Origin of the sequence: Paenibacillus hebaui, from assembly GCF_051934385.1 — a bacterium.
Classification (GTDB): Bacteria; Bacillota; Bacilli; order Paenibacillales; family Paenibacillaceae; genus Paenibacillus.
Window position 1 is genome coordinate 2063152 of record NZ_CP196836.1, and the last position, 22879, is coordinate 2086030.

Below are 22879 nucleotides of genomic sequence, written 5' to 3' on the forward strand. Positions count from 1 at the left end.
CGGGAAACTCGGGGTTCAGAAAAAGGATGGAACTTATAAAGTAAAGGGAGGCGTCTGCATGTGGGTGTATGAGAAAAAATTGCAATATCCCGTTCGGGTCAGCAAATGTGATCCTCATATGGCTAAATTACTGATGGAACAGTATGGCGGAGCGGACGGAGAATTGGCTGCAGCCCTGCGATATTTGAACCAGCGGTATACGATTCCGGACAAGATTATTGGCCTGTTGAACGATATTGGCACAGAGGAGTTTGCCCATCTGGAGATGATTGCCACGATGATCTATAAACTCACCAAAGATGCTACCGTGGAGCAGTTGGAGCAAGCTGGCTTGGATGCTCACTACGTTAATCACGACAAGGCCCTCTTTTACAGCAACGCCGCAGGTGTACCTTTTACCGCTACCTATATTCAAGCCAAGGGTGACCCCATCGCGGATTTGTACGAGGATATTGCTGCGGAAGAGAAGGCCCGGGCTACATATCAGTGGTTGATCGATCTGACCGATGACGTGGATCTGCAAGACAGTCTGAAGTTTCTGCGGGAGCGGGAGATTGTTCATTCTTTGCGTTTCCGTGAGGCGGTAGAGATTCTGAAAGACGATCGGCAGACAAAGAAGATTTTCTGATTGTATGGAAAAGGCAGTAGTATGGCAGTCCAATTAGGGCTGCTTTTTTGTGTGAATAAGTAGTATATTTAAATAATTAATTTTTAAAATAAAATTACAAATTGTTATATTCTTTACAAATATTATCGTAAAATCTATTTACATATTATACAATGAAATTGTAGTTAAAAACTCTATTTAGAGATGATCATTGTGAGACTTAGTAAAGTTCTTATTTTGACTGCATGTTCCTTTATTCTGACCACTTCTATTTCAAGTGCAGGCGTGTCTGCGGCAGATATTCAACCGAGTACCGGTACAAGTGTATCAAACGTAGTAGCTGCTAAGCTTGAAAGCAGATTTGAATCTGTAGTGTTTTATTACCCTGTAGGTTTTGGAGTACCGAAATATCTTACGGATCATCGGACGATTGACGGTTATGTTGGAACCTTGGTGTTGGTTAGTTATCATACTGTGGATGGAATTGTTGCTGCAAGATACGAAGGGACCGTTTACAGATAATCAGAAAGGGTAGATTTAACTTATAGTTAAAATTCGTATAACAACGGTTTATGATTTTTTTTGAAAAAGTAGCAGTTCCGAAGATTAAATAATCTTGGAACTGCTACTTTTCTCTTTAGAGCTTTTCTTTCAGATTCAATGGATAGCTAAAGTTGTATACTGACGGTTTCTTCACCAGGGCTAATATAATTCACACTTACTTTACTGGAAGGTACAGAGTGATACCCCCCGGTTTGTCCACTGCCCCAGCTGTTATAGATGAGATTGCTTCCTGAATAATATCCTACAGTAATATCGTGCCAGCGCACATTTTTAATGGTTGATCCTGTGTTCATGTTCTCGGGTTTTTGGCCGATGGTGGTCATTCTTTTTACTCTCATCCCAGTGCCACTTTTATCCCAGCCGCTTACTCCGCTTCTTACAATGGTTGTTGTCAATTGTTCACCACTCGTTGTAATGCCCGATACAGCCAACGTACATTCATTGGGATTAGTCACATAAAATTTCATATAAATGTCCTGACCTGATCGATAGCGCGTATTGCTAGGAACCATCGCTCCGTTGGCCAACGTCGTAGGAGACCAATTATCAAACGCTGTACTATATTGTAAACCTGCATCTATCCCATTTCCGTTAGATCCCCATCCTCCCAAATATACATAAGGCGTATCCGTAGAAACATTACCTCTTACGTATGGAGCACCTGGAATGGTCACATAAGTGCTTAACCAGTTATAGCCATTATTCGAGAAAACTCTCCGGTAAGGACCGGAACCTCCGCTTGGAGTAGGTGCTTCGGCAGTGGGCGAAATTTGTATGTCATCTCTAACGGCAGACGCTGAAAATTCATTCGTGGATACTCCAGGTCCAACAAGTTCTTTTCCGGATGCACTTCGATAGGTGTTTTTATCAACCAGGTCATAAACTTCTGTAGTCGCTTTGAGTTCCATCTTGTTAGAGTATATGGCACCATCTTCTGCGACATAGATAACATTTCCTCGATCTTCTTCGTCAAGTCGGGCCATAACGTCTGCAATCACTTCTCGCTCATTTCCCGTGATCGATGAATCTATGTTGATTTCGATATTTTTTTTAAGTTCATTGTTCATGGTAGTCGTGTCAATACTACCTTCTGCGAATACAAGATTTAATGGAGTTAATAACAAAGCTAAAGATAATAAAGAAGTCAGTGATTTTCTTATTTTCATTCTAAAAACTCCCTCTCTAAAAATGAAATGTGTCTTGAAGAACGGCAATATACATCCTCACTACGTCTTAATGCAGCAATACTTGATAATGAATAGGTAGTTTTAGAAAAACAAACATCTCCTTTTATGGATTTTAATTACTTTCCTATCATAGTTTTTATGTAATAATATGTAAGTGACATATTTCACAATGGTGAATATTGAAGATTTAATGATATGAGTGATATGAGTGATATGGGTGAGAAAGCGAGGAAAACAAAACCATCCCAAGTCGTGTACAAGGGATGGTTTTGTTGGTTTTGAAGTTTCTATCTAATATTCTATGACCATGGCAACATTTTGCCACCCAGCGCCGACGGTCCAGAACAGCACTTTATCGCCACGCTGAATCTGACCGGATGTTATTGCTCGATGAAGTGCAATGAATGGACTGCTGGTTGAGGTGTATCCGAATTCGTCTCCGATGTAGACGGCAATATCTTCGGCAATACCAATATTCTCGGATACCGCTTGAATATTGCTGATGGATAATTGGGAGAAACAAGCGGCTTTGATCTCGTCTGCTCCGATTTCATTGCGACCAAGGAGCGTACGGATGGATTCAGAGGCTGCGCCTACACAGATGGAATCATCAAACGGTGTGAATTTCACATGAAAGGCACCTGCATCGACACCGGTTTGGCCCAGCTTCGCCAGACCTTCAGCCGGAAAGAGTGAATTGCCGTATACACAGGTATCCGTCTGATAGATGGAATCAATAAAGCCCGTAGCATTCTCATCCCGTTCCACAATGACAGCCGCTGCTGCGTCTCCAAAGTTGGCGAAATATACGGGATCATCTGGACTGGCATGTGGAGCGATATAATCCGAGCCGATAATCAAAGCACGACGAATTCTGGGATTGCCCAGCATCTGGCGGCTAACCTGCTCGAAGGCTGCGGTCATGCCTGCACAGTTGGCATTGCTGTCAATGCAGATCGTATGCGAGGCCCCGTTAATCAGGCGATGAATCATCAAGGAATTCGTAGGAAAGATGTATTCTGGCGTTTGACTTGAATAAGCAATCAGATCGATGTTCTCACCAGAGAGTCCGGTTTTTTCCAGTAAATTACTGACGGCCTCAAAAGCCATGCTTAGAGAGTTTTCATCATCATTGTCAATTTTGTAACGTGTATCTCGCCCAAGCGCCTTTAACAATCCTCGAATATCTACACCTCTGGCATCAAAATGTTCAATGTAAAAATCATTGCCCACCGTGTTCATCGGATGATAGATATCGATATCTACAATACGAATTCCGGCCATCTTCATTCTCCTCCTGAGCGTATGGGTAAACGCTAACCTTGTCCGACTGGTTTATTTAAGTAGTAACTGTGGAGATAATCTCAAGATTTTCCAGTCCGACAGTTCGTCCAAGACGGGAAAGCTGCATTTTCAGAATGGCGTTGTTCTCAAGCGTCAATACCACGTTTTTATACTCATCTTTTTTGAACATCTGCAGGCAGCCCTCAAGAAGAGGCACAATTTCAGGAGCAGTAACATTTAACCTTTTGCAATCAATGTTCAGGTGATACTCCTTGGTGTTAATCTGAGCGATCGTGTCCTGGTATGCTGAGATGGAACGCAAACCGTCTTCTTGAGAGAAAGATCCCTCCAGTTCAATATTGAGCACCTTATTTGGAACGTCAGTCTTTAGTATAAAACTTCCCATGATTGTTCTCTCTCCTTATAAATGAGTTAATGCTATCCTGCAACCGAGACCAGGGCATAAAGCACTCGTTGACTGCTTCTGAGCTGTAGGCTGATGCGAAGGATAATTTAACCATATTATAAAGGTAGAGATGTAAAAAGATCAATAAAAAAGTCGAATCATGTATAAAAATGTAGAAGAGTGAATTATTGGATTTCGTCCAGTGTAGCGAGCAATATATTAAAAGCACTGATGATGCGGGGTGCCCCCACACATGGCGCCAGATGAAGCAGAATTCCCTTGAGCTGATCCACAGTTATACCCACGCTAAGTGCCATCGTGTAATGAACGCCTAATTGTTCATATTGTCCCTGTGTGATCAATGAGGAGATAATGGAGACTTCTTTCCACTGATCTGTAATCGTGGTTCGCTGAAAAATATCCCCATAAACCGTCCCCATAATAAACTCGGCAAGCTCAGGAAACTGATCTTTTATCGGTGCCAGTGCTCTGGCGCCATATTCACCGGAAAGCTTTGCAAAACGCTCTAAACCTTGAGCCACTTGTTCACTCATGTTTTGCTCCTCCTAATTCAAAGTTACGGTACGGTGGGCTGTGGGGGGAATCTCGTTACGGTCAGTTAAAAGCTCAATGACGGTAACCTGATTCAGGTGCTGAGCTGCCTGGAGCGCAGAGGTAAATTCGTCGCGGGTTTCCGCTCGAAAGGCAACAGCACCAAGGGATTCAGCGAACTTCGCTGCATCCATGGGAACCTCAAACAAAGTGCCATCGATTCTGCCTGTTGTCTTCTCCATACCTTTGAGTGCCATATCTAGCTGTTTATTGTTCACAACGATGAAGATGACGGGCAGGTTGTTGCATACAGCGGTGTTGATCTCGGTTCCAAGCATCATGAAGCATCCGTCACCAGTAATACATACAATGGTCTCTTCAGGGGAAGCTGCTTTGGCTCCGATCGCCATGCCAATGGCATTACCCATGCAGGCAAAGTAGGCGTCAAACACAAAGCTGCCGGGTTTCCTCACTTTATATCGCTGTACCGCATGAAAACCATGGCTGCCATCATCGACAAACAGCTTATGATCATATGGTAGTAGCTCGCTCATCTCCTCCAGGACGGAAGCGAGGGAAAGGTTCGGCAGATCCGGGAGAGACACGGTATAATCTACGGTTGGTATTTCTCTTTGGAGCGCAGGCTGGTCAGTCAGGGTGCCAAGTAAAAATTGCATATTGTCCTTCAAATCACCGGTGATATGTAAGGTTTGAGCGCTCAGGATTTTACCTACAAACGTAGGATCGGCGTCGAATTGAATAAGCTGTGCAGGATGGTTTTCAGGCTTCAAATTACATAGCGTCATATCACTCAGACGGGAACCGAGCACGATGTAGAGATCACTTTGATTCAGCAGTTCATCTGCATGAGGGTAGCCGCCAACACCGCAAGGCCCATGGTAGAGAGGATGATCCCAAGCAATGGCACCTTTTCCACCTGGAGTTGTAATAACTGGAATGTTAATTTGTTCGGCAAAATGCAGCAATTCATTATGGGCTTTGGCACGACTGATGCCTTTACCTGCAATAATTAAAGGATGACTGGACTGTTGAAGTAAGGGGAGGACACGCTTGAGATTGGATACGCTAATCAGGGGTTCTGGCTCAGGGATCACAACCGGGAAGTCAGCGAGCTGTTCTGTTTGTACATCAAATGGAAGACAGAGATGCACCGGACCTTTGTTGGGGCCGAGCGCAATGGAAAGAGCATGATTCAATAGGGTGCTAAAATGATCACCCCGCTCCACTAACTTGCTGAACAGCGTGGCAGGCCGGAACATTTCCGCCAGATCGGCCAAGTAAGAGGAAGAGTCCTGACATTGGGGAAGTCCCAATTCCTTAATGGATTGATGACCCGTAATAAACAAGACAGGCAAGTTGTTGGCCTTGGCATGGGCTGCTGCAGTGAGCAAATTGGTTCCACCCGGACCAGATGTAGCAAAGGCAACACCAAGTTTCCCCGTTTGGAGGGCATAGCCCGATGCAGCAAAGCCTGAACTGGATTCGTGGCGACCCGGAATGAACTCCATGCCATAATCAACCATCTTCAGGACAGCAGGACATATGGATTTTCCAATAATACCAAAAACGTGAGTAACACCTAAATTACGCAGAGCTTCTGCTAAATAGTCCGCAACTGTTCTCATGCGGGGCACCTCGCTTCATGAAATAGGTTTTCAGACTCATAGGCCGTGTTCCATATTTTCGAATGCAGGTCGTTGTCTAAGGTTGTAAAAGGAAAAAAATCCTTGTTAATAGGAAGAGTAGCTTTTTTTGTGGTTTTTTGTCAATCTATTTTTATGAACCAAACTTCCTGATTCTTAGGTTGGAAACGCTTAAGTGCTTGTCGGGTAAATAAAAATAAATTGGTTAAATATTCCTAAATCTAATTACCTATAAGGAGATGAATTACATATAATGAAATTGATGGCTGGAAATGTTGGATTCATCCTGAATCAGCAGTTGGAAGCTTGTTTCATTCCTCTTTTCGTATCAGCGAAAAGAATGGGCAATTTTTCTCTTTCTGCTATACTGGAAATGGATTGGGGTGAATGGAATGACAGTCATTAAGATGGCTCTGATTGGGCTAGGTAAAATGGGATTACATATGGTTCATGAAGTCGAGAATACGAAGATGGACACGAAGGTTGAGATTGTAGCGGTGTGTGATACGAATAAGGAAAGTTTGGCGGCTTTTGCAGCTTCCCATCCGGCGGTTAGGACGTATAGCGATTACAAGCAATTGATGAATGAACATCAGATTGAACTGCTGTATATTGCAGTTCCGCCCAAATTTCATTATCCAGTTGTCATGGAAGCACTGGAGCGCAAAATTCATGTGTTCTGCGAGAAGCCACTGGCCAATAGTGTAGAAGAAGCCAAAGGGATGCTGGAAGCAGCGGAACAGGCTGGCGTCGTTCACGCCATCCATTTCTCCATGCCCCATGAACCTTCAGTGCTGAAACTGCAAGAGATGATCGAGCAGAGCACAATGGGCAGGATTCGCAAAATAGACCTGATTCTACAATTTCCACAGTGGCCACGACCATGGCAACAGAATGCATGGATTACGAGCCGGGAACAGGGTGGATTTATTCTTGAAGTGGGAATCCACTGGATTCATATGATTCAGCACGTGTTTGGTGCAATCCGGGTAGTAAGCACTCAGGTTCAATATCCTGAGAATGGAGAATGTGAACTTGAAGTACAGGCTGCTCTGGAGCTGGAAGACGGGACCCGAATTCAGCTGAACGGCATCTCACAATTTGCTGGGGAAGAACGGGTATCCATGGTGGTATACGGCACGAAAGGCACGATTGCCCTGGAAAATTGGGAGGAATTGAAGAGTGGCCTGGTTGGACAGTCACTTTCACCAGTGAAAGTGCTTGAATCCTCCAGTGAACTGCCTTTACTAAAACATGTCATTGCACGGATTCAAGGGAAGCCCGCCAAAATATACGATTTTAACGATGGCTATCAGGCACAGGTTGTGCTGGAAGCCCTTCGAAACACGGAGTAATCCGAGTAAGAAAAGGCAAGATACACAGAGGTACCTGGATATATCTCGGCGAATAATTTCCTCTAAACAAAAGAAGCATAGCAGAGACTCATATGAGCCTGTCACCGATGTTTTACAATCGTCGGTTTACACGTTCAAACGTTATGTTTATCATGGGAAGGGAACGATTACGCGAACATATACATATCCCAATCCGAAAGGAACATTGGACATGACTGAAGAGACCGTATTACGCAAACCGGAAGCGATGATTTTTGACATGGATGGTACGCTGTTCCAGACAGAGACTCTCTTGTTGCCAGCTTACCAGCAGTTATTTGATACGTTGCGTGCCGAAGGGCATTTTGAAGGAGAGACCCCGCCTGAAGAGCGGATGCTTGGAAGCTTGGGCATGATGCTTGAAGATATATGGAAAGTGGTCATGCCAGAAGCATCGGAAGCAGCACATCGTCGTGCAGACGAATTGCTGCTTCAACTGGAGATTGAAGGGCTCGATCAAGGCAGCTCCCAATTGTATCCCGGGGTGAAGGAAACGCTGAAAGCGTTGAAAGAACAAGGGATACGGCTATTTGTCGCAAGTAACGGGTTGGAGGACTATGTGAAGGGTGTAGCTTTTGCACACGAGATTATGCCATTCTTTGAAGGGGTATATAGTGCAGGCCAGTACAAGACTCCCTCCAAGATCAATCTGGTGCAGATCTTGCTAGAGAAGCATCGAATTCAGGACGCCTGGATGGTAGGGGATCGCTCCTCTGATGTGGAAGCGGGCAAAATGAACGGTCAGACGGTCATCGGCTGTGCCTATGCCGGTTTCGGCCGCGATGAGGAGCTTGCGGGCTCGGATGTGCTGATCTCTGATTTTACGGAACTGCTGCGTCTATATAATGAAGCGGAGTAGCCCTCACGCTGTACCATTTTGCTGAGTCTGATGATGAATGTTTATAAAATGTTTATACGTTTAAACCTGTATTTTCAACGGAAGTTCGTTGGATACAGGTTTTTTGTGTTTTGGCATGCAGTCACATTCTCCCCTGTAGAAAGTTGATTTCCCTATCCCGCTTTCTCCGACAATCCCTCTATACTTCATTCAAAAGCTATAGGGGGTCCGATTCTGGTGAAGCCATCCAAAATGCATGCCTACATGTTCATCTTTCCAAGTCTTTTTCTAACCCTGGTATTCGGTATCTATCCTTTGTTATGGGCGCTGCGTTACATGTTCTATGATTATCAAGGCATCGGGACGCCTGTCTTTATCGGGCTTGATAATTTTGGACGTATTATGCGCGACGGGCAGTTCTGGACTTCAGTAGGCAATACGGGTGTATATGCCCTGGGCAAGCTCGTTGTTACGATTCCGTTGTCTTTAATTCTCGCTATTATCTTGAATCGCAAGTGGAGAGGACGTTCTCTGTTTAGAGCGATCTATTACCTTCCAACCATTTTTAGTGCCTCTGTCATGGCGATTGTATTTTTCATTATTTTCAATTCATATAACGGGATACTGAACCAATTGCTGCTCAAGTATCATGTGATCTCCGAACCGATCGGCTGGCTGGGCGCTGAACATGCCATGCTCACGACCATTATCATTGCCATCTGGGGTGCTGTGGGGAACTATATGCTGTTGTTCATTGCCGGTCTCCAGAGCATTCCCGAAGAGCTCTACGAGGCGGCATCACTGGATGGAGCCAGTGAGTTTCAGAAGCTGCGCAATGTGACGATTCCTTTGCTTGGTCCTGTTCTGCAGATGATTATCATGCTGGCGATTACCACGGCACTGAAAGGATACGAGAGTATTATGGTACTGACCGAGGGCGGGCCATATGGAAAAACAGAAGTGATGTATCTGTACTTGTTCAAACTGTTATTTCCGGTGTCAGCCGATACGCAATCTCTCCAGCAATTGGGTTATGGCAGTGCAGTCGGCTTCACAACGGCTCTCATTGTAGGGGCTGTCACACTCATTTACTTCCGCATATCGAAAAAGCTCAATGATGTCTACTAAAAGCAATCAGGAGGAAACGATGATGACTCAAAACGTGCTTACGCCCTCAGGGTCTCCCCAACTCATTCGCTGGACCAAACGGACTGTACTCTGGCTATTTCTGATTGTGATCGCTTTGATGTCCCTCTTCCCGATAATTCTCGTATTGCTCGGTTCCTTCAAAACGAACCAGGAGTTGACTGGAGGAGCAACCATCTGGCCTAAGATTTGGCAGTTCTCCAACTACGCTCAGGCCTGGAAGACCGCCAATTTTTCAGGCTTCACGCTGAATAGTATTTTTGTAAGTGTGATTACAACCGCAGGCACGCTGATGATAGCTTCCATGTCGGCCTATGCTGTGGATCGGGTGAATTTCAAAGGGAAAAAGGCGTACACCCTGCTCATGGCATCCACCCTGTTTATTTCCATAGGTGCCGTCGTGTTGCGTCCGCAATTCGATCTTATGGTTAAGTTGGGCCTGAATACAACGTTGTGGGGCGTCATTATTATATTGATCAGTGCCCACGCTGCCACTTATTTTATTCTGGTTGGCTTCTTCAAGAGCATCCCGCGTGAACTGGATGAAGCGGCGATGATTGACGGCTGCAATTTCTTCACCATTTACTGGCGAATTATTCTTCCACTCCTGCGGCCCGGACTGGCAGTTGCGGGTTTGGGGGTATTCCAAAGCTCATGGAATGAATATATCCTTCCTTTTGTGTTCACCATGAGTAATCCGGATTTGCAGACACTGCCTGTAGGTCTGGCCAATCTGCGATACGGCATCGGAGCTGCGGCTGAGGTTCAACTTATGATGGCCGGGGCATGTTTATCCATTTTGCCGTTGCTGATCGTCTATATTTTCGCCAATAAATCATTCATGCAGGTGACGCTGGGGGCTGTGAAAGGATAGGCGCACACTACATACTGGAAACGGTATTACGGGCAATTCCGCTGTGCTATACTCATTTTAATTCACAGCGGGCGGGTAATCCGTGTTCAAGGAGCGAGCGCCGATGATATTCAATTTTTATAAGATGTCCCTGAAAAAGAGAATACAGCTGCTGTACATTTTTCTTGTTGTCCTATGCATCAGTGTGACCGGGATTTGCTCTTACCTTTTTGCTGCCCGAAGCATTGAGCAGAATGCGCTTGAACTGAAGCAAGGACTCCTGAACAAATCGGTTCAGGTTATGGATGAGCATCTGAGGCACATCGTTGTGTCTTCGTATTCTTTTATGCTCAATGAAACGTTCACACAAGTCATGAGGGATGTCCGAAATCATAATTCTTCCCATTATTATCAGAATCTCTCGCTGTTGCAAACGTCGTTTGCCCAGCTGAAGCTCGTAGAACCACTGATCGATACCACATATGTAACGACACCGATTGGTGATTTTTTCTCGACAAAGGATTTTCCGAATCGAAATAGCCCGTTCAACAAGGAGTATGGACGCTTCGTAAAGCAGCAAGGCTGGAATACGATGTGGTTTGGTTCACATCAGAGTGAATTGTTCCAATCGAAAGGCAATGTATTGTCTTTATTGCTCAAACCCGTTGTGATTGATAACCATACCTTTTCGAATGTGTATATGGTCGTCAATATGAAGGAAGAGGCGATGCGGGACATTCTGGCGCAGGATCTCATGAACAACCAGATTCAACTGTTTTTGCTTCATAAAGACGGAAGTGAAGTCATTCGGCCTTCATCGCGAAATTACGACTATATTACAGAACCTGACTTCGCCAGTCAGTACAGACGTGGGGATGCTGGGGACTTTACTTATAGGAACGCTCAAGGAGAGGACATGCTCGTTAACTATTCGGCCTTGTCGATGAACGAGGATTGGGTCGTGGTCAGTGTGCAGTCCAAGGCTGACTTGCTGTCCCCGCTTAAAAAGATTCGCTGGCTTGTAATCCTGATCATGTTGTTTTGCATTTTGCTCGCACTGGGGTTGTCCAGCCTAGTGGCCTCCGCGCTGCTGAAGCCACTGAACAAGCTGCGACGCCTAATGGTTGAGGTGGAATATAATGATCTGGATGTGCGGTTTCGTAGCAAGTATGACGATGAGGTCAGCGCTGTAGGACATCGCTTCAATCGGATGCTGGATCAGATTCAAGTCCTGTTTGAAGAAGTACGTACAACCGAGCAGGACAAGCGGAGATTTGAGGTGAAGGCGCTTCAAGCGCAGGTCGATCCACATTTCCTGTACAATACGCTCAATACGATGTTCTGGAAAAGTGAGAGCGGAGAGAAAAAAGATGTAAGTGAGATGATCGTCTCCTTATCCTTACTGTTCCGTCTGGGACTGAATGATGGGAAAGACATCACCAGTGTAGAGCAGGAGATCAAACATGTGGAGCAATACATGCAGCTTCAGCAAAAATGCTATGAGGAATTGTTCGTTTACACGATCGAGGTGGGCGACCCCTCCTGTTATACGATTGATATTTTAAAAATATTGCTTCAACCCCTGGTGGAGAATTCCATCCTGCATGGGTTCAGTGACAAAGAAGATTTGGGTGTTATCGTGATCCGCATAGATCGTCAGGGTGACACATTAAGGCTGGAAGTCACTGACAATGGCTGTGGAATGGATGTGGACACGATGAATACAGAGGATGCTCCTGACGGAGGCCGTAAGGGTTACGCATTATCCAACCTCCATGGCAGGTTAAGCCTGCACTATGGGGATGCGGCTTCGATTGTGTTTCATAGCAGTACAGATGCTGGAACGACAGTTATCATTACGATTCCGATCACCTGAGGAGGGGTTGTATGAACCACTTGACGATGTGTGTTATGGATGATATCCAGGCGGTTGTAAAAGGCTTATCCTCAACCATACCGTGGGAGGATCATCAGGTCCGGATTGTGGGCACGGCTAACAATGGAGAGCGCGGTTGGTCCCTTTTGCTCGAGCAGCAACCGGACATCGTGATTAGTGATATTAAAATGCCTCGGCTGAGCGGGCTGGAACTGATGAAGCGTGCATTGGATGCCGGACTGCGATCCAAATTTATTTTTATCAGCGGTTACTCCGATTTTCAATATGCGCAGGAAGCCATCAAACTGGGTGCTTCCGATTATCTGCTCAAGCCGTTTACCCCTGAAGAAATACTCGGTGCCGTGCTGAAGGTAAGGCAGGTAATCGAGGAAGAGCAGGCACAGTGTAGGCAGCTTGAACAGCTGGAGCAGAAGGTGGTGACCAGCAGTCAGTATGAGCGTCATAACTATCTGCTGGGCTTGTTGCGTCATGAAATCGGGGGATTTCTGAATGAAAGTCGCTGGAACGAATTGCACATTGATCTGGACTCCTCGAACCTTCTGGTCATGGTCATTGAGGTGGATGGATATACCCGGTATGGATACACGATGCATCTGGATGCCGAAATCATTCCGTTTGCGGTCCAAAATATTGTGGGAGAAACATTGAACCGATATACCAAGGGCGTTGTTTTGCGTGAAAACCGATACAGGCTTGCGGCCATATTCAATACACCAGGTCAGATCGACGTCTCGGAACTGCTGGAGCAATGCCGCCACAACGTGGAGCAATTCAGCAAAAAAACAATCTCGATTGGTCTCGGCACGATCGCCCGCAGACCGCAGGAGATCTGGATGTCCTACGCCCATGCAGATAAGGCCATATCCTATCGCTTTTACAGTGAAGGAAATTGCATCCTCCATTATGCTGAATTGGAAAATCAGGAATGTATGGCTCCGGTATATCCTTTGGAGAAAGAGAAGGAGCTTTTTTATGCACTTAAATGTGGTAATGAAAGCACCTGTCACCGCATCATTGACGAAATTCTTGAAGTTTGGCAGGTATCCAAAGGGTTCCCGGAGCCCTTGACGATGATCCGATTGTTGTCTGGACTGGCTTTTGCGATCTACCGTGCCTTTTGTGATGAGATCACGGAAGAGGAACGTTTGCGTCTGGAGGCTGATTTGACTGTGCTTGAGGCGATGCGCTCCTTGACGTTTGATGGCTGGAGAGGATATATCAAGCATTTTAGCAGTATGGGTTGCGAGATCATGGATAAGAAACGACTCACTGATGTCAAGCAGGCGATTAGCAAGGCCAAAGAATATATCAGCCTGAATCTTGCGGAAAATCTGACGCTGCATGCCTGTGCCCAATCCGTACATTTAAGTCCGAGTTACTTTGCGAATGCATTCAAAAAGGAGACGGGCATGACGCCAATTCAATATATTACCAAGCTGAGGATGGAAAAGGCAAAGGAGCTGTTGGTTGCAGGGGTACAGGTGCAGGAGATCTGCCAGATGCTTGGTTATGAGGATCGACCTTATTTCAGCGGCCTCTTCAAGAAATACTGCGGCATGACGCCTACCCGATTCCGGCAAATGTATCTGAACTGACACGGCACGGATCATCATTTTTCCCCCCATGCAAAGTCAGAATGTCCCTCACCACCATGAAAGCACAGCGATTATCATTACGTTAACGGGTAACCGAACAGGTTGTCCAGAAAAGCATAAGGGGGCATATCAATGGTCAAAAAGTGGATGGTGACTACGCTGAGTGCATTGGTCGCGTTAAGTTTGGCAGGTTGTTCTACTGATAGTGGAACTAAGGCAAATAGCGGAACGTCCGCCAGTGGGGAGAATGACGGAGGGAAAACCAAAATCGTATATTGGACGCCGGACCGCCATGATGCTGATTTTATGAAATCCAAGATCGATGAGTTTAACCATACAAACAAGGATAACATTGAAGTGGAAATGACCGTAATGGGTGACAACTATCCGCAGGCGGTCGATATTGCCTTTGCCAGCAAGCAGGCACCCGATGTGCTGCAAGTTAATGATTTTCAAACCTATTACCAAAAAGGCTATCTCGCTCCGATTGACGGATATATGAGTGATGAGATGAAGGCCATGTTCAAAGACAACCTGATTGATAATAAAAATACGATTGATGGCAAAGTATACAGCCTTCCCAATACAGGGCAGGTCTGGCGATTGGTGTACAACAAGGATATTTTCAAAAAAGCAGGGATCGAAAGTCCACCAAAAACGTTGGCCGAGATGGTGGAGGATGCCAAAAAAATAACTGAAGCCGGTAAAAGTGAAGGAATCTATGGCTTTGCCAGCCCCTTCAAAAGTGGCAGCGGTTTCTGGAGAGCAGCCAATACAATTGCAGGTGCGAGCAATAGTGACGGCATTGACGGCTTCAACTACAAGACAGGCCAATTTGACTTTAGCATGTACAAGGATATCGCACTGGCGCTTCGTCAAATGAATGAAGATGGCAGCATGCTGCCGGGTGTGGAAAGTCTGGACATTGATCCGCTCAGAGCCCAGTTTGCCCAAGGCAAAATCGGGATGTATATTAACCACTCCGGCGAACCGGGCGTATACAAAGATCAATTCCCGACCAAAGAAGATTGGGCAGCCGCTCCTGTGCCGACAAGTGACGGAACGATCAAGGGCGCTTCACAAGTCATTGGAGGTTCTTATATCGGGATCAATGCGGATTCTGCCAACAAGGAAGCGGCATGGAAGTTCATGGAGTATGTATACAGCAAGGATCTTCAGAGTGAATATTACGAAAAGGGATACGGGATCTCACTTATTCCTGCTGTACTGAGCTCCGAGAAAAAACCAAACATTCCAGGCATTGAAGGCTTCTTGCCCAAACGTTATGATGCAATCTTCCCGGCGAATCCGAGTGTTGTGACAGAAAGCTCGCTGGAAGGAACCAAATGGAGCGATGCATTCTCGATATTTGTTTTCACCGGTGGTGACCTTGATGGCGTGATTAAGGATTTGGATACGAGATACAATGCATCTCTGGAAAAGACCAAGGCCGCGGGGCTGACCAAAATTGCTGCTGACCCATCCTTTGATTCATCCAAGCTTCAGGGTAAATTGTCCACGGAAGAGTAAGAAGCATTCATAGCGACCGTTGTGTAACAGCTCCGGTCGCTTATTTGCAAGGAAAGGGGAAATCAAAATGATCATTAATCATGCGTCCATTGATGCACATATCGTTAACGGAACGAGTTCCCGCAAAATCTTGGGTATGGGTGGTACACTCATGATGGTGGAGGTTACCTTTGCTAAAGGTGGCATTGGAGAGGTTCACTCCCATGATGCGCACGAACAGGTCAGTTATATCGTTAAAGGCAGCTTTGAGGTTAGGGTCGGTGAAGAAATTCGCATTTTAAAAGCAGGAGACAGCTTCTATGCCGGCTTTAACGTCCCGCATGGCGTCAAGGCACTGGAGGATTCCGTCATTCTGGATGTCTTCACCCCGTTCCGTCAGGATTTCCTTGAGGAGTCCCAATGAGCGATTTCTACCTTTCAGCGGCCGATCTGCAACAAGCGGCGCTTTATTATGAAAGACATTTTCCAGAGGAAGCCCGAAATTCACTAACGATTGCTAATCGCGCCATACTCAATGAATTTATCGTCCCATACACGAACGATCTGAATCGCTGGATTCGGATGGGGACGCCAGTGAACTGGCTTCACAATCCTACGAATGATCTGGAGTTTACATGGGGCATCAACCGACACTGGCATATGCTGGACCTCGGCAAGGCGTACTTGATGAAGGGCAATCCGCTATATGTGACAGCGTTCATTGACCACTTCCGTAGCTGGAGACAGCAGAACCCCGTACCTATAAATGTGGTCTACGACGAGGCGGTATTCTTCCAAAAACCGGGCCCCTGGCGTCTGCTGGAAACGGGACTACGTGTGCAATCCTGGATATCCGCCTATAAATATATGGAATCCAGTCCGCTGCTGGATGAAGGCTTTCAGGCCGAGTTTCTGCAAAGTCTGGAGGAGCATGCCGAGTTTCTGACCCGCTACCTCGGCAGCACGGAAATCAATCATGCCATCATGCATATGCAAGGGCTGTTCATGATTGCCACGTTCTGCCATAAGCACCCGCGAAGTCCGTACTGGCGTCAAATGGCGATGGAGCGTCTGGAACTGTGCCTGCTGCACCAGTTGGGTGATGAAGGGATACAGATTGAGTTGACGACGCATTACCATAATGCCAGCATCGAAATGTTTGGTACGCCATATCTGCTCGGCGAGATTTCAGGACATCCGTTCTCGCCATGGTATGGAAGTTGTCTTCGGCAAATGGCTGCATTTACAGAGGCGTTGGTCAGACCTGACCATCAATCCACCGGTATAGGCGATTCGGATTGGATCGGTGATGGACGACAACGACTGACCCTGCTTGGCGCTATTCTGGGAGACGATGATCTGATGGCTCGCGGAGCGGAAAGCTCGGAGTGTCTCTGGTTGCTGGGTGTGGAGAAATATGAGCGCTCCATCAGGCTACAGGCAGCTTCTTCTCCAACCAAATCGAGTCGCGCCTTTCCAAAGACAGGATATTATGTCATGAGAGACAAACGCCAGTATCTGTTTTTTGACGCGGCTGCCATGGGTGGAGCTCACGGACATGCAGATGCATTGAATGTGGAGTGGATGTGGAAGAATCAGCTTTTCTTCACGGATACCGGACGTTACACGTACGAGGAAGGGGAATGGCGCAGGTATTTCAAAAGTACACGGGCGCACAATACCATCACACTGGACGGTCTGGATCAGACCCCTTATGTTTCCACACAGCAATGGGGTGAACCGGAGGCTGAGGTTACAACGCTCCGTTGGGAGAGTAATGACAGGTATCATTTCATCGATGCTTCACATGATGGATATACGCGATTGCCTGATCCGGTCACGCATCGTCGATGGGTGCTTTCTGGAGTGGAAGTTCCTATACTGCTGATTGTGGACTGGCTGGATGCAGAGGAAGAGCATACACTGGAGCAACGTTTTCACCTGCACCCGCAAGCGGATCTTGCGTTAAAAATGAACGAAGCCGGAGAAACGACAGCGGGAATTAGCTATGGGGGATCTTCCATAACGCTTGCCATGCAGTGGGTTACGGCGGGGATCGTAGAGGGAGAATTCGAGCTGACAGAGCAACCAGGCTGGATATCCGAAGTGTATGGTTCCAAATCGGAAACATCGGTCATTCAAGGCAAGGCGGCTTTTTCGGGGAAAATCGGTATTCTTACGCTGTGTCTGCCAGCGGATTATACAGATCAAGTGACACATGTAACCACATGCCAATTAGAACCTGAACTGATGCGGCTGAAGTTGGCCTACAAGCATGGTGATGAAGCCGGAATCATTGTGATTGACAATCATACGCTGCAATGGACGAGAGAATAGAAGTTGCCCCCTTACCTTTAAGGGACGGTTGGAAAACCACAGTGAAGTAGGAGTGGATGCTCGCACGTAGCGAACACCACTCCTACTTCTTTGTGCACTTATTTAACTTTTCTTGTTCTTTTCTTTCGTGCCAATTTTGGAGTGACGGGTTGGGGACTGATTGTTCTTCTGGGCACTCCGGAAGGCCTGTTGCGGTACACCCACAAGGCATAATCCAGCGGTTGAGTGATCGCTTTAGAATACATTTCCTGGTCACCAATGCGGGCGAACACTTCGCGTGCAGGCTTGGGATTCACCTCAAGCAGATAGATCTGACCACTCTTGTCAATCGCCAAATCCAGAGCTAGTTCACACAGGTCTCCGTACGTATCTTCCAGGAATGAAGCGACATCCATGCCGAATTTTTCGGCGGTAGCATTAATTTCGGCTCGAAGATCCTCGTCGGTGATCCATTGTTTCATCAGTCGTTGCATCGCTACAGCTTGACCGCCGCCATGCAGGTTCGAGGTAACACTTTTCTCTGCACCCATGCGTCCTGCACATCCGGTAATTTCCCATTGTCCTTCACCGTTCTTCTGAACCAGCATGCGGTAATCATGCACCCGTCCATTCGGAAGCTGAAGTTGAATGCCCTTCTGTACAAGATACTTGTCTTTCATGTTCCAGTGCTGCAGGAGGGAACCGAGGCGTGAGAGATGAACTTTACGCGGCGTGATAATTCGGCGCTTCTGATCCCGTCCCTGCACGAGGACTGTATCGGCCTCGTTGTTTCTGCGTTCAATGCGTAGAATACCGCGTCCACCCGTCCCGTTAATGGGTTTGAGATAGATGAGAGAGGAGCCTTTCAGCATCCGGTTCACATCGGACAAACTCTGAAACAGAACCGTATCGGGCAGATGCTCGCGAAAGGCCGATTTCGCGAGCAGCGTCTGATGAATGGTCCACTTATTGCGCAACGGACGGTTTAGAAAGAGCAGATGTCCGTACTTTTCCCGGAAGGCAAGCAATTGCTGGAATCTGCGGTTGCGCTGTATGCGGCAGCGGTCGAAGATCATATCCGGGAATGAACGCCATTCCCGTGACCAGCCTTTTTCTGAATGAAAGACCATCGCCTCAATCCGCTTGCCTCCTGGATGTACATCTGCCGGTGTGAACACATAGATATCGAGTCCCCGCTTGCGCCCTTCAAGGATCATTCTGCGGTATATGCTCCGTTCTTCCAGAGCGCGATGTTCATTTAAGTACAACGTCATAATGCCCAGAACAGGTGAGGACACAAACAATCACCTTCTTTTGCAGTTATTCCTGTTCATTATCGTTTGGATTGACGGGCAAGGTAGGCGCTGTACTGAAAAATGCGTTCCAGTGATCGCCGCCGAATCTGTGGTTCATCGAACTTCATCGGCTTCGCGTTGGCTTCAAAGAACCAGATCTCACCCAGTTCGTCAATGCCCAGGTCCATGGACATCTCCCCGAGTATATGACCTGATCCCCGTTCCACCTGTCTTGCGATCATCAATGAAGTCGACTTGACCCTCTTCATCAGTACGGCTGTCATTTCTTCCCCGAACAGATCGGTGAGCAGTCTCTCCGGATCTTCTACACTGCCTCCACGCGGAACGTGGGTGGTAATGCTCCGTGAACCTGCGAGCCGGGCTCCAATGCCTGTTACGCTCCACTGTCCTTTGCCGTTTTTCTGCACAAGTACACGTAGATCGAAGGGACGCTTGTGTGACGAAGCCAGTTCAATACCCTGTTGTATGATATAGGGCGTGTGTCCAGTCTCCTTGCGGATTCTGGCCCATAACCTGGCAAGTGTAGCTGTTTTGTATGTGGTGCTCTTCCGTGTAGTCTGTACTTTGAGACGAAAGGGAAGCCGTTCCTTTTCCTGAAACTTGAGCATCATGATCCCTTTGCCTGCCTTGCCGCTTTCCGGTTTCAGATACAGGTAGGGATGAGTACGCAGCACCGTACCCAGAGCGGAGGCCGTTCTCATCCGGCGAGTATAGGGAATCAGACGCTGAGTCGACTTGGATTTCTTAAGCCATTCGAACAGATTCCATTTATTGAAGAAAAAAGGATTATACAATTCTATTCCAGATTGCATACATTCATCGATTTTACGTTGTACCGAAGGTTTGCGCTCATCTTCCCGGTTGGGTATGCGGTTGTATAGGACATGGGGAAGAGGGAAGTACCGTGAAGTCCATCTACCACTCTCCTTGTTGTACGTATATCCTTTCACGGTAGGACTAATCACGTTCAGATCTCGTACAGTCACAATGTACACCACATATCCCATACTCTCGCCTGTCTGCACAATATCCTGAAAATTTTGATGATTTCCCCTGAACATCCGCCGATCATCATGCATGGTCAAGACAGCGATGATAGGTTTGAAATCATCATGAAGGCTCATCAACTGCCTTCCTTCTTCCGGAATTTGCTCAAATACAGGCAATGTTCCAAAATGTGCTCCACCGACGATTTTCCCTCCACCCGGAGTGAAGGATGACGAAAAATGGAGCGCCCGGGTTTGGCGTTCGCTTCGAACATCCATACATGTTCCTCCTGATCAATGCCCAGATCAAAGCCAATCTCACCAATCAGATGCTGGTGCTGGGTTTCAATTGCCTGGGCCAGTGTAATAGCGACGGATTTGGCCTGCTGAAGCACTTCTCCCGCGCGGTCGCCGAAGTTGCGGCTGAGTGCCTGCTCAGGGGTCATCAGGGAGCCACCGTTTTTAATATGTGTGGTTACGCTGCCCCGGCCAGCTTTCTTGGCGCCAATACCGACGACGACCCATTGATTATTTCCGTTTTTATGCATGTGAAAGCGAAAGTCAATCGGGCATTCGTCGATCTCAATTAGTCGAATACCTTGTTGTACAACATAACCGCGCAGCTGTTTGCCATGTCTGCCTTGAAGCATGCGCATCAGGCTGTTAAACGAGCCGAAACGCAGCAGGGCGTTACCACCCTTTTTACGATAACGTGCGAAATATCCACGTTTGGGTGAATAAGTTAATCGGTAGATACCGTTACCCAAGCTTCCCGCAGTTGGTTTGTAGTAGACAAATTGATGGCGTTCCAGCATTTCCTTCATCTGTTCCACTGTCGGATTGGTGATGGATTCAGGAATGTATTTTCCTGCTACAGGTTCATTCTCCAGCAACTTGTAGATATCCGATTTGTTGAAGAAACTCCAATTGAAGAATGGGATCTTGCGCCGGACGAATCGATCCCTCAGCTGGTTGATCGCTGGTGAGAAGTCGGAACGACGGCTGGGCAACCGGTTATAGACCACGTCAGGCAGAGGGACCGTTTTGCGGCTAAAGCTCCCGTTCTCGTTGAGAAAAAAACCAGATACCGTTTCCTTCTGCCAGTTGATATCTCTTGGGGTAAAGGCATAGATATAGGATCTGCGACTGCCTTCACGGAGCAATTGTTTGATGAAACCCGTACGGGAACCAAATGGATTGGTGCTCGTCGCAGGCCCGTCAGACAGTACGCCGATCAGTGGACCCAGCTGTACTTCATCATTCTGCAGGTTACGGAGGTAAATGCTGCCCCGCTTCGGAACGTTCATCAGATTACGTATACCCGAGGCGAGGTAGAGATGTTTACCAGCCTTTTTAATGGGTTTGATGGTTGCGGGTACCCGGTCACGGCCAAACCGCAAATGTATCGTTTTTTTGCCGGATAGATTAAGACTTTTCATTAATGCATTGGATACATAAACGACTTTATCCGGTTGCTGTGTGAAATGTAGATTGCAAAAGGTCAAACTCATGTTTTATCCTCCTATCCTGAAAAGATCCTTCGGCTCCACGGCAAGCGGGGCGCTGCAGGCCTCAGCTGCCGTGAATCGGGACGGGTTTCAGGCCAGCTGTGCTGGATGTATTCGACATTTTCATTGGACGCATGACGTCCGTAAGAACAGGTTGTTGCAGCAGATAACGGGCATAGGCAAGCGGCCGGGTATAGGTCAGAGTATGCATGCGTGGATCACCCGCCTCTGCGAATGAGGATCGGCCCGGTTTCGAATTCACTTCGAGCAGCCAGAGGCGACCCTGGGTGTCTGCTCCAAAATCAAGTCCCAGTTCGGCCAGCCTGCCGAAACGGCTTTCCAGCAGGGTAGGGATGAGGGTAACGGTCTCTCTGATCGTCCCCAGTAGGGTTTCTGCATGGACTCGCCCATATCGATTCAGCAGATACGGATATGCAGGGTGCGCCTTCCCTCCTCCATGCAAATTGGAAGTGAGTGAACCTGCAGGTCCTTCTCGTACCATACATCCGGTTAGAGACCAGCGCCCTTGCCCATTTTTTTGCACCAGGGCCCTAATGTCGAACGGTCGTCCATGATGATTCAGTTCCAGGTAGGGCTGCATGATCATCTTGTTTCCGGTCTTATATGATTCCAGCCAGGCATACACGTCCTGGGGACAATCAAATGTACGGTGAATCAATTCATTGCGTGTATTTCTTCCCTCGATGATCCAAGAAACATCTCGATCCCCTTGATAAAGGCGGAACGTGTCTTTACCATGGGTCCCGGATACAGGTTTGAAAAATATTCCTTTGGGGAAGCGCACCAGCCACCTTTCCCATGAAGTGTCCGAATGAAGCAACGTCGTAGGCGCAAGAAGAGAACGCAGACCTGCATCAGTAGACAAGGCGCGGTGCACCTTCCATTTTCCTGGAAGGGAAGTGGACCAGTAACGATGTTGATGTTGGCCAATGGGGGCGACAAACTCCTGAAGCTGTTGTCTGAATTTTCTTGGAAGCGGCTTTAAGCAACGGTTCATCAGCAGGTCCAGTGTAGGAAGAGGAACGATCTTCCATTTTCCGCTAACGTATGCATAGCCCTGCTTGAGCTGGAATTCCTCGGAACCATCGGATACAGGCAAGACAATGATATTTAAGCCAAATGGTTTGCTCTCCAGGTGGAGACGACGACAGAAAAGTTCATCCGAGAAGGGAGGCGAGCCTTTTATTGCCCGAACCAGAACCGCCACTGTCTTTGTCTGATCGCTTGGAAACATCG

21 protein-coding genes are annotated in these 22879 nt (G+C 47.1%); 12 read left to right on the plus strand and 9 right to left on the minus strand.

Going from position 1 to position 22879, the window contains the following annotated elements:
• The first annotated feature begins 58 nt into the window (after positions 1-58).
• Both ACR32F_RS09385 and ACR32F_RS09390 read left to right on the plus strand, forming a co-directional pair.
• A complete protein-coding gene (locus tag ACR32F_RS09385; RefSeq protein ID WP_440118270.1) occupies positions 59-628 on the plus strand; it encodes a manganese catalase family protein in 570 nt (189 codons plus the stop codon).
• 192 nt (positions 629-820) lie between these two features.
• The gene (locus ACR32F_RS09390) at positions 821-1129 is read left to right on the plus strand and encodes a hypothetical protein (RefSeq protein ID WP_440118272.1); all 309 of its coding nucleotides are present in this window, start codon (positions 821-823) and stop codon (positions 1127-1129) included.
• 146 nt (positions 1130-1275) lie between these two features.
• Here the strand turns inward: ACR32F_RS09390 and ACR32F_RS09395 are convergent, their stop codons facing one another.
• The 5 genes from ACR32F_RS09395 to ACR32F_RS09415 all read right to left on the minus strand — a co-directional run bounded on the left by ACR32F_RS09395 (position 1276) and on the right by ACR32F_RS09415 (position 6246).
• The gene (locus tag ACR32F_RS09395) at positions 1276-2337 is read right to left on the minus strand and encodes a hypothetical protein (RefSeq protein WP_440118274.1); all 1062 of its coding nucleotides are present in this window, start codon (positions 2335-2337) and stop codon (positions 1276-1278) included.
• A 312-nt stretch (positions 2338-2649) separates the two neighbouring features.
• Entirely contained in the window at positions 2650-3642 is a 993-nt protein-coding gene (locus ACR32F_RS09400; protein ID WP_440118276.1) for a 3-oxoacyl-[acyl-carrier-protein] synthase III C-terminal domain-containing protein, read from the minus strand.
• A 55-nt stretch (positions 3643-3697) separates the two neighbouring features.
• Positions 3698-4048, minus strand: coding sequence for a hypothetical protein (locus ACR32F_RS09405; protein ID WP_440118278.1), 351 nt, complete (start codon positions 4046-4048; stop codon positions 3698-3700).
• Between the two features lie 185 nt (positions 4049-4233).
• Positions 4234-4602, minus strand: a complete 369-nt coding sequence (locus tag ACR32F_RS09410; RefSeq protein ID WP_440118280.1) for a carboxymuconolactone decarboxylase family protein — start codon at positions 4600-4602, stop codon at positions 4234-4236.
• 12 nt (positions 4603-4614) lie between these two features.
• Entirely contained in the window at positions 4615-6246 is a 1632-nt protein-coding gene (locus tag ACR32F_RS09415) for a thiamine pyrophosphate-binding protein (protein ID WP_440118282.1), read from the minus strand.
• Between the two features lie 271 nt (positions 6247-6517).
• Here ACR32F_RS09415 and ACR32F_RS09420 point away from each other — a divergent pair, with 271 nt between their 5' ends.
• From ACR32F_RS09420 to ACR32F_RS09465, 10 genes are all read left to right on the plus strand, one after another.
• The gene (locus tag ACR32F_RS09420; protein ID WP_440118284.1) at positions 6518-6670 is read left to right on the plus strand and encodes a hypothetical protein; all 153 of its coding nucleotides are present in this window, start codon (positions 6518-6520) and stop codon (positions 6668-6670) included.
• Positions 6657-7619 (plus strand): Gfo/Idh/MocA family protein, encoded by a 963-nt coding sequence (locus tag ACR32F_RS09425; RefSeq protein ID WP_440118286.1) that lies wholly within the window; start codon positions 6657-6659, stop codon positions 7617-7619. Before ACR32F_RS09420 ends, ACR32F_RS09425 begins: the two co-directional genes overlap by 14 nt.
• A 211-nt stretch (positions 7620-7830) precedes the next feature.
• Positions 7831-8517: an HAD family hydrolase gene (locus ACR32F_RS09430; protein WP_440118288.1), complete on the plus strand. Its 687-nt coding sequence runs from the start codon at positions 7831-7833 to the stop codon at positions 8515-8517.
• 216 nt (positions 8518-8733) lie between these two features.
• Complete coding sequence (locus ACR32F_RS09435; protein ID WP_105407817.1) at positions 8734-9624, plus strand: carbohydrate ABC transporter permease; 891 nt, start codon at positions 8734-8736, stop codon at positions 9622-9624.
• Between the two features lie 22 nt (positions 9625-9646).
• Positions 9647-10516, plus strand: coding sequence for a carbohydrate ABC transporter permease (locus ACR32F_RS09440; protein WP_440119757.1), 870 nt, complete (start codon positions 9647-9649; stop codon positions 10514-10516).
• A gap of 103 nt (positions 10517-10619) precedes the next feature.
• Entirely contained in the window at positions 10620-12371 is a 1752-nt protein-coding gene (locus ACR32F_RS09445; protein ID WP_440118290.1) for a sensor histidine kinase, read from the plus strand.
• 11 nt (positions 12372-12382) lie between these two features.
• A complete protein-coding gene (locus ACR32F_RS09450) occupies positions 12383-13987 on the plus strand; it encodes a helix-turn-helix domain-containing protein (protein WP_440118292.1) in 1605 nt (534 codons plus the stop codon).
• A 132-nt stretch (positions 13988-14119) separates the two neighbouring features.
• The gene (locus ACR32F_RS09455; RefSeq protein WP_440118294.1) at positions 14120-15517 is read left to right on the plus strand and encodes an ABC transporter substrate-binding protein; all 1398 of its coding nucleotides are present in this window, start codon (positions 14120-14122) and stop codon (positions 15515-15517) included.
• Positions 15518-15584: 67 nt separating this feature from the next.
• On the plus strand, positions 15585-15920 hold the full coding sequence (locus ACR32F_RS09460; RefSeq protein WP_440118296.1) for a cupin domain-containing protein: 336 nt from the start codon (positions 15585-15587) through the stop codon (positions 15918-15920).
• Positions 15917-17833 carry an alginate lyase family protein gene (locus ACR32F_RS09465; RefSeq protein ID WP_440118298.1) on the plus strand — a complete coding sequence of 639 codons (1917 nt, stop codon included), beginning with the start codon at positions 15917-15919 and terminating at the stop codon, positions 17831-17833. Before ACR32F_RS09460 ends, ACR32F_RS09465 begins: the two co-directional genes overlap by 4 nt.
• A 98-nt stretch (positions 17834-17931) precedes the next feature.
• On the opposite strand, the gene ACR32F_RS09470 is transcribed toward ACR32F_RS09465, so the two are convergent.
• The 4 genes from ACR32F_RS09470 to ACR32F_RS09485 all read right to left on the minus strand — a co-directional run bounded on the left by ACR32F_RS09470 (position 17932) and on the right by ACR32F_RS09485 (position 22877).
• The gene (locus tag ACR32F_RS09470; RefSeq protein WP_440118300.1) at positions 17932-19110 is read right to left on the minus strand and encodes a YheC/YheD family endospore coat-associated protein; all 1179 of its coding nucleotides are present in this window, start codon (positions 19108-19110) and stop codon (positions 17932-17934) included.
• A gap of 35 nt (positions 19111-19145) precedes the next feature.
• Positions 19146-20252, minus strand: a complete 1107-nt coding sequence (locus tag ACR32F_RS09475; RefSeq protein WP_440118302.1) for a YheC/YheD family endospore coat-associated protein — start codon at positions 20250-20252, stop codon at positions 19146-19148.
• Positions 20252-21625: a YheC/YheD family endospore coat-associated protein gene (locus ACR32F_RS09480; protein ID WP_440118304.1), complete on the minus strand. Its 1374-nt coding sequence runs from the start codon at positions 21623-21625 to the stop codon at positions 20252-20254. The genes ACR32F_RS09475 and ACR32F_RS09480 overlap by 1 nt, the downstream gene beginning before the upstream one ends.
• A 61-nt stretch (positions 21626-21686) precedes the next feature.
• Positions 21687-22877: a YheC/YheD family endospore coat-associated protein gene (locus ACR32F_RS09485; protein ID WP_440118306.1), complete on the minus strand. Its 1191-nt coding sequence runs from the start codon at positions 22875-22877 to the stop codon at positions 21687-21689.
• Positions 22878-22879: the final 2 nt, after the last annotated feature.

What these genes read in the sequence shown, in the direction of transcription:
- ACR32F_RS09425 (WP_440118286.1), top strand. Translation starts at nt 6,657, where the DNA reads ATGACAGTCATTAAGATGGCTCTGATTGGGCTAGGTAAAATGGGATTA.
- ACR32F_RS09385 (WP_440118270.1), top strand. Translation starts at nt 59, where the DNA reads ATGTGGGTGTATGAGAAAAAATTGCAATATCCCGTTCGGGTCAGCAAA.
- ACR32F_RS09475 (WP_440118302.1), bottom strand. Translation starts at nt 20,252, where the DNA reads ATGAGCCTTCATGATGATTTCAAACCTATCATCGCTGTCTTGACCATG.
- ACR32F_RS09405 (WP_440118278.1), bottom strand. Translation starts at nt 4,048, where the DNA reads ATGGGAAGTTTTATACTAAAGACTGACGTTCCAAATAAGGTGCTCAAT.
- ACR32F_RS09480 (WP_440118304.1), bottom strand. Translation starts at nt 21,625, where the DNA reads ATGAGTTTGACCTTTTGCAATCTACATTTCACACAGCAACCGGATAAA.
- ACR32F_RS09400 (WP_440118276.1), bottom strand. Translation starts at nt 3,642, where the DNA reads ATGGCCGGAATTCGTATTGTAGATATCGATATCTATCATCCGATGAAC.
- ACR32F_RS09460 (WP_440118296.1), top strand. Translation starts at nt 15,585, where the DNA reads ATGATCATTAATCATGCGTCCATTGATGCACATATCGTTAACGGAACG.
- ACR32F_RS09420 (WP_440118284.1), top strand. Translation starts at nt 6,518, where the DNA reads ATGAAATTGATGGCTGGAAATGTTGGATTCATCCTGAATCAGCAGTTG.
- ACR32F_RS09440 (WP_440119757.1), top strand. Translation starts at nt 9,647, where the DNA reads ATGACTCAAAACGTGCTTACGCCCTCAGGGTCTCCCCAACTCATTCGC.
- ACR32F_RS09445 (WP_440118290.1), top strand. Translation starts at nt 10,620, where the DNA reads ATGATATTCAATTTTTATAAGATGTCCCTGAAAAAGAGAATACAGCTG.
- ACR32F_RS09395 (WP_440118274.1), bottom strand. Translation starts at nt 2,337, where the DNA reads ATGAAAATAAGAAAATCACTGACTTCTTTATTATCTTTAGCTTTGTTA.
- ACR32F_RS09415 (WP_440118282.1), bottom strand. Translation starts at nt 6,246, where the DNA reads ATGAGAACAGTTGCGGACTATTTAGCAGAAGCTCTGCGTAATTTAGGT.
- ACR32F_RS09485 (WP_440118306.1), bottom strand. Translation starts at nt 22,877, where the DNA reads ATGTTTCCAAGCGATCAGACAAAGACAGTGGCGGTTCTGGTTCGGGCA.
- ACR32F_RS09455 (WP_440118294.1), top strand. Translation starts at nt 14,120, where the DNA reads ATGGTCAAAAAGTGGATGGTGACTACGCTGAGTGCATTGGTCGCGTTA.
- ACR32F_RS09465 (WP_440118298.1), top strand. Translation starts at nt 15,917, where the DNA reads ATGAGCGATTTCTACCTTTCAGCGGCCGATCTGCAACAAGCGGCGCTT.
- ACR32F_RS09410 (WP_440118280.1), bottom strand. Translation starts at nt 4,602, where the DNA reads ATGAGTGAACAAGTGGCTCAAGGTTTAGAGCGTTTTGCAAAGCTTTCC.
- ACR32F_RS09430 (WP_440118288.1), top strand. Translation starts at nt 7,831, where the DNA reads ATGACTGAAGAGACCGTATTACGCAAACCGGAAGCGATGATTTTTGAC.
- ACR32F_RS09450 (WP_440118292.1), top strand. Translation starts at nt 12,383, where the DNA reads ATGAACCACTTGACGATGTGTGTTATGGATGATATCCAGGCGGTTGTA.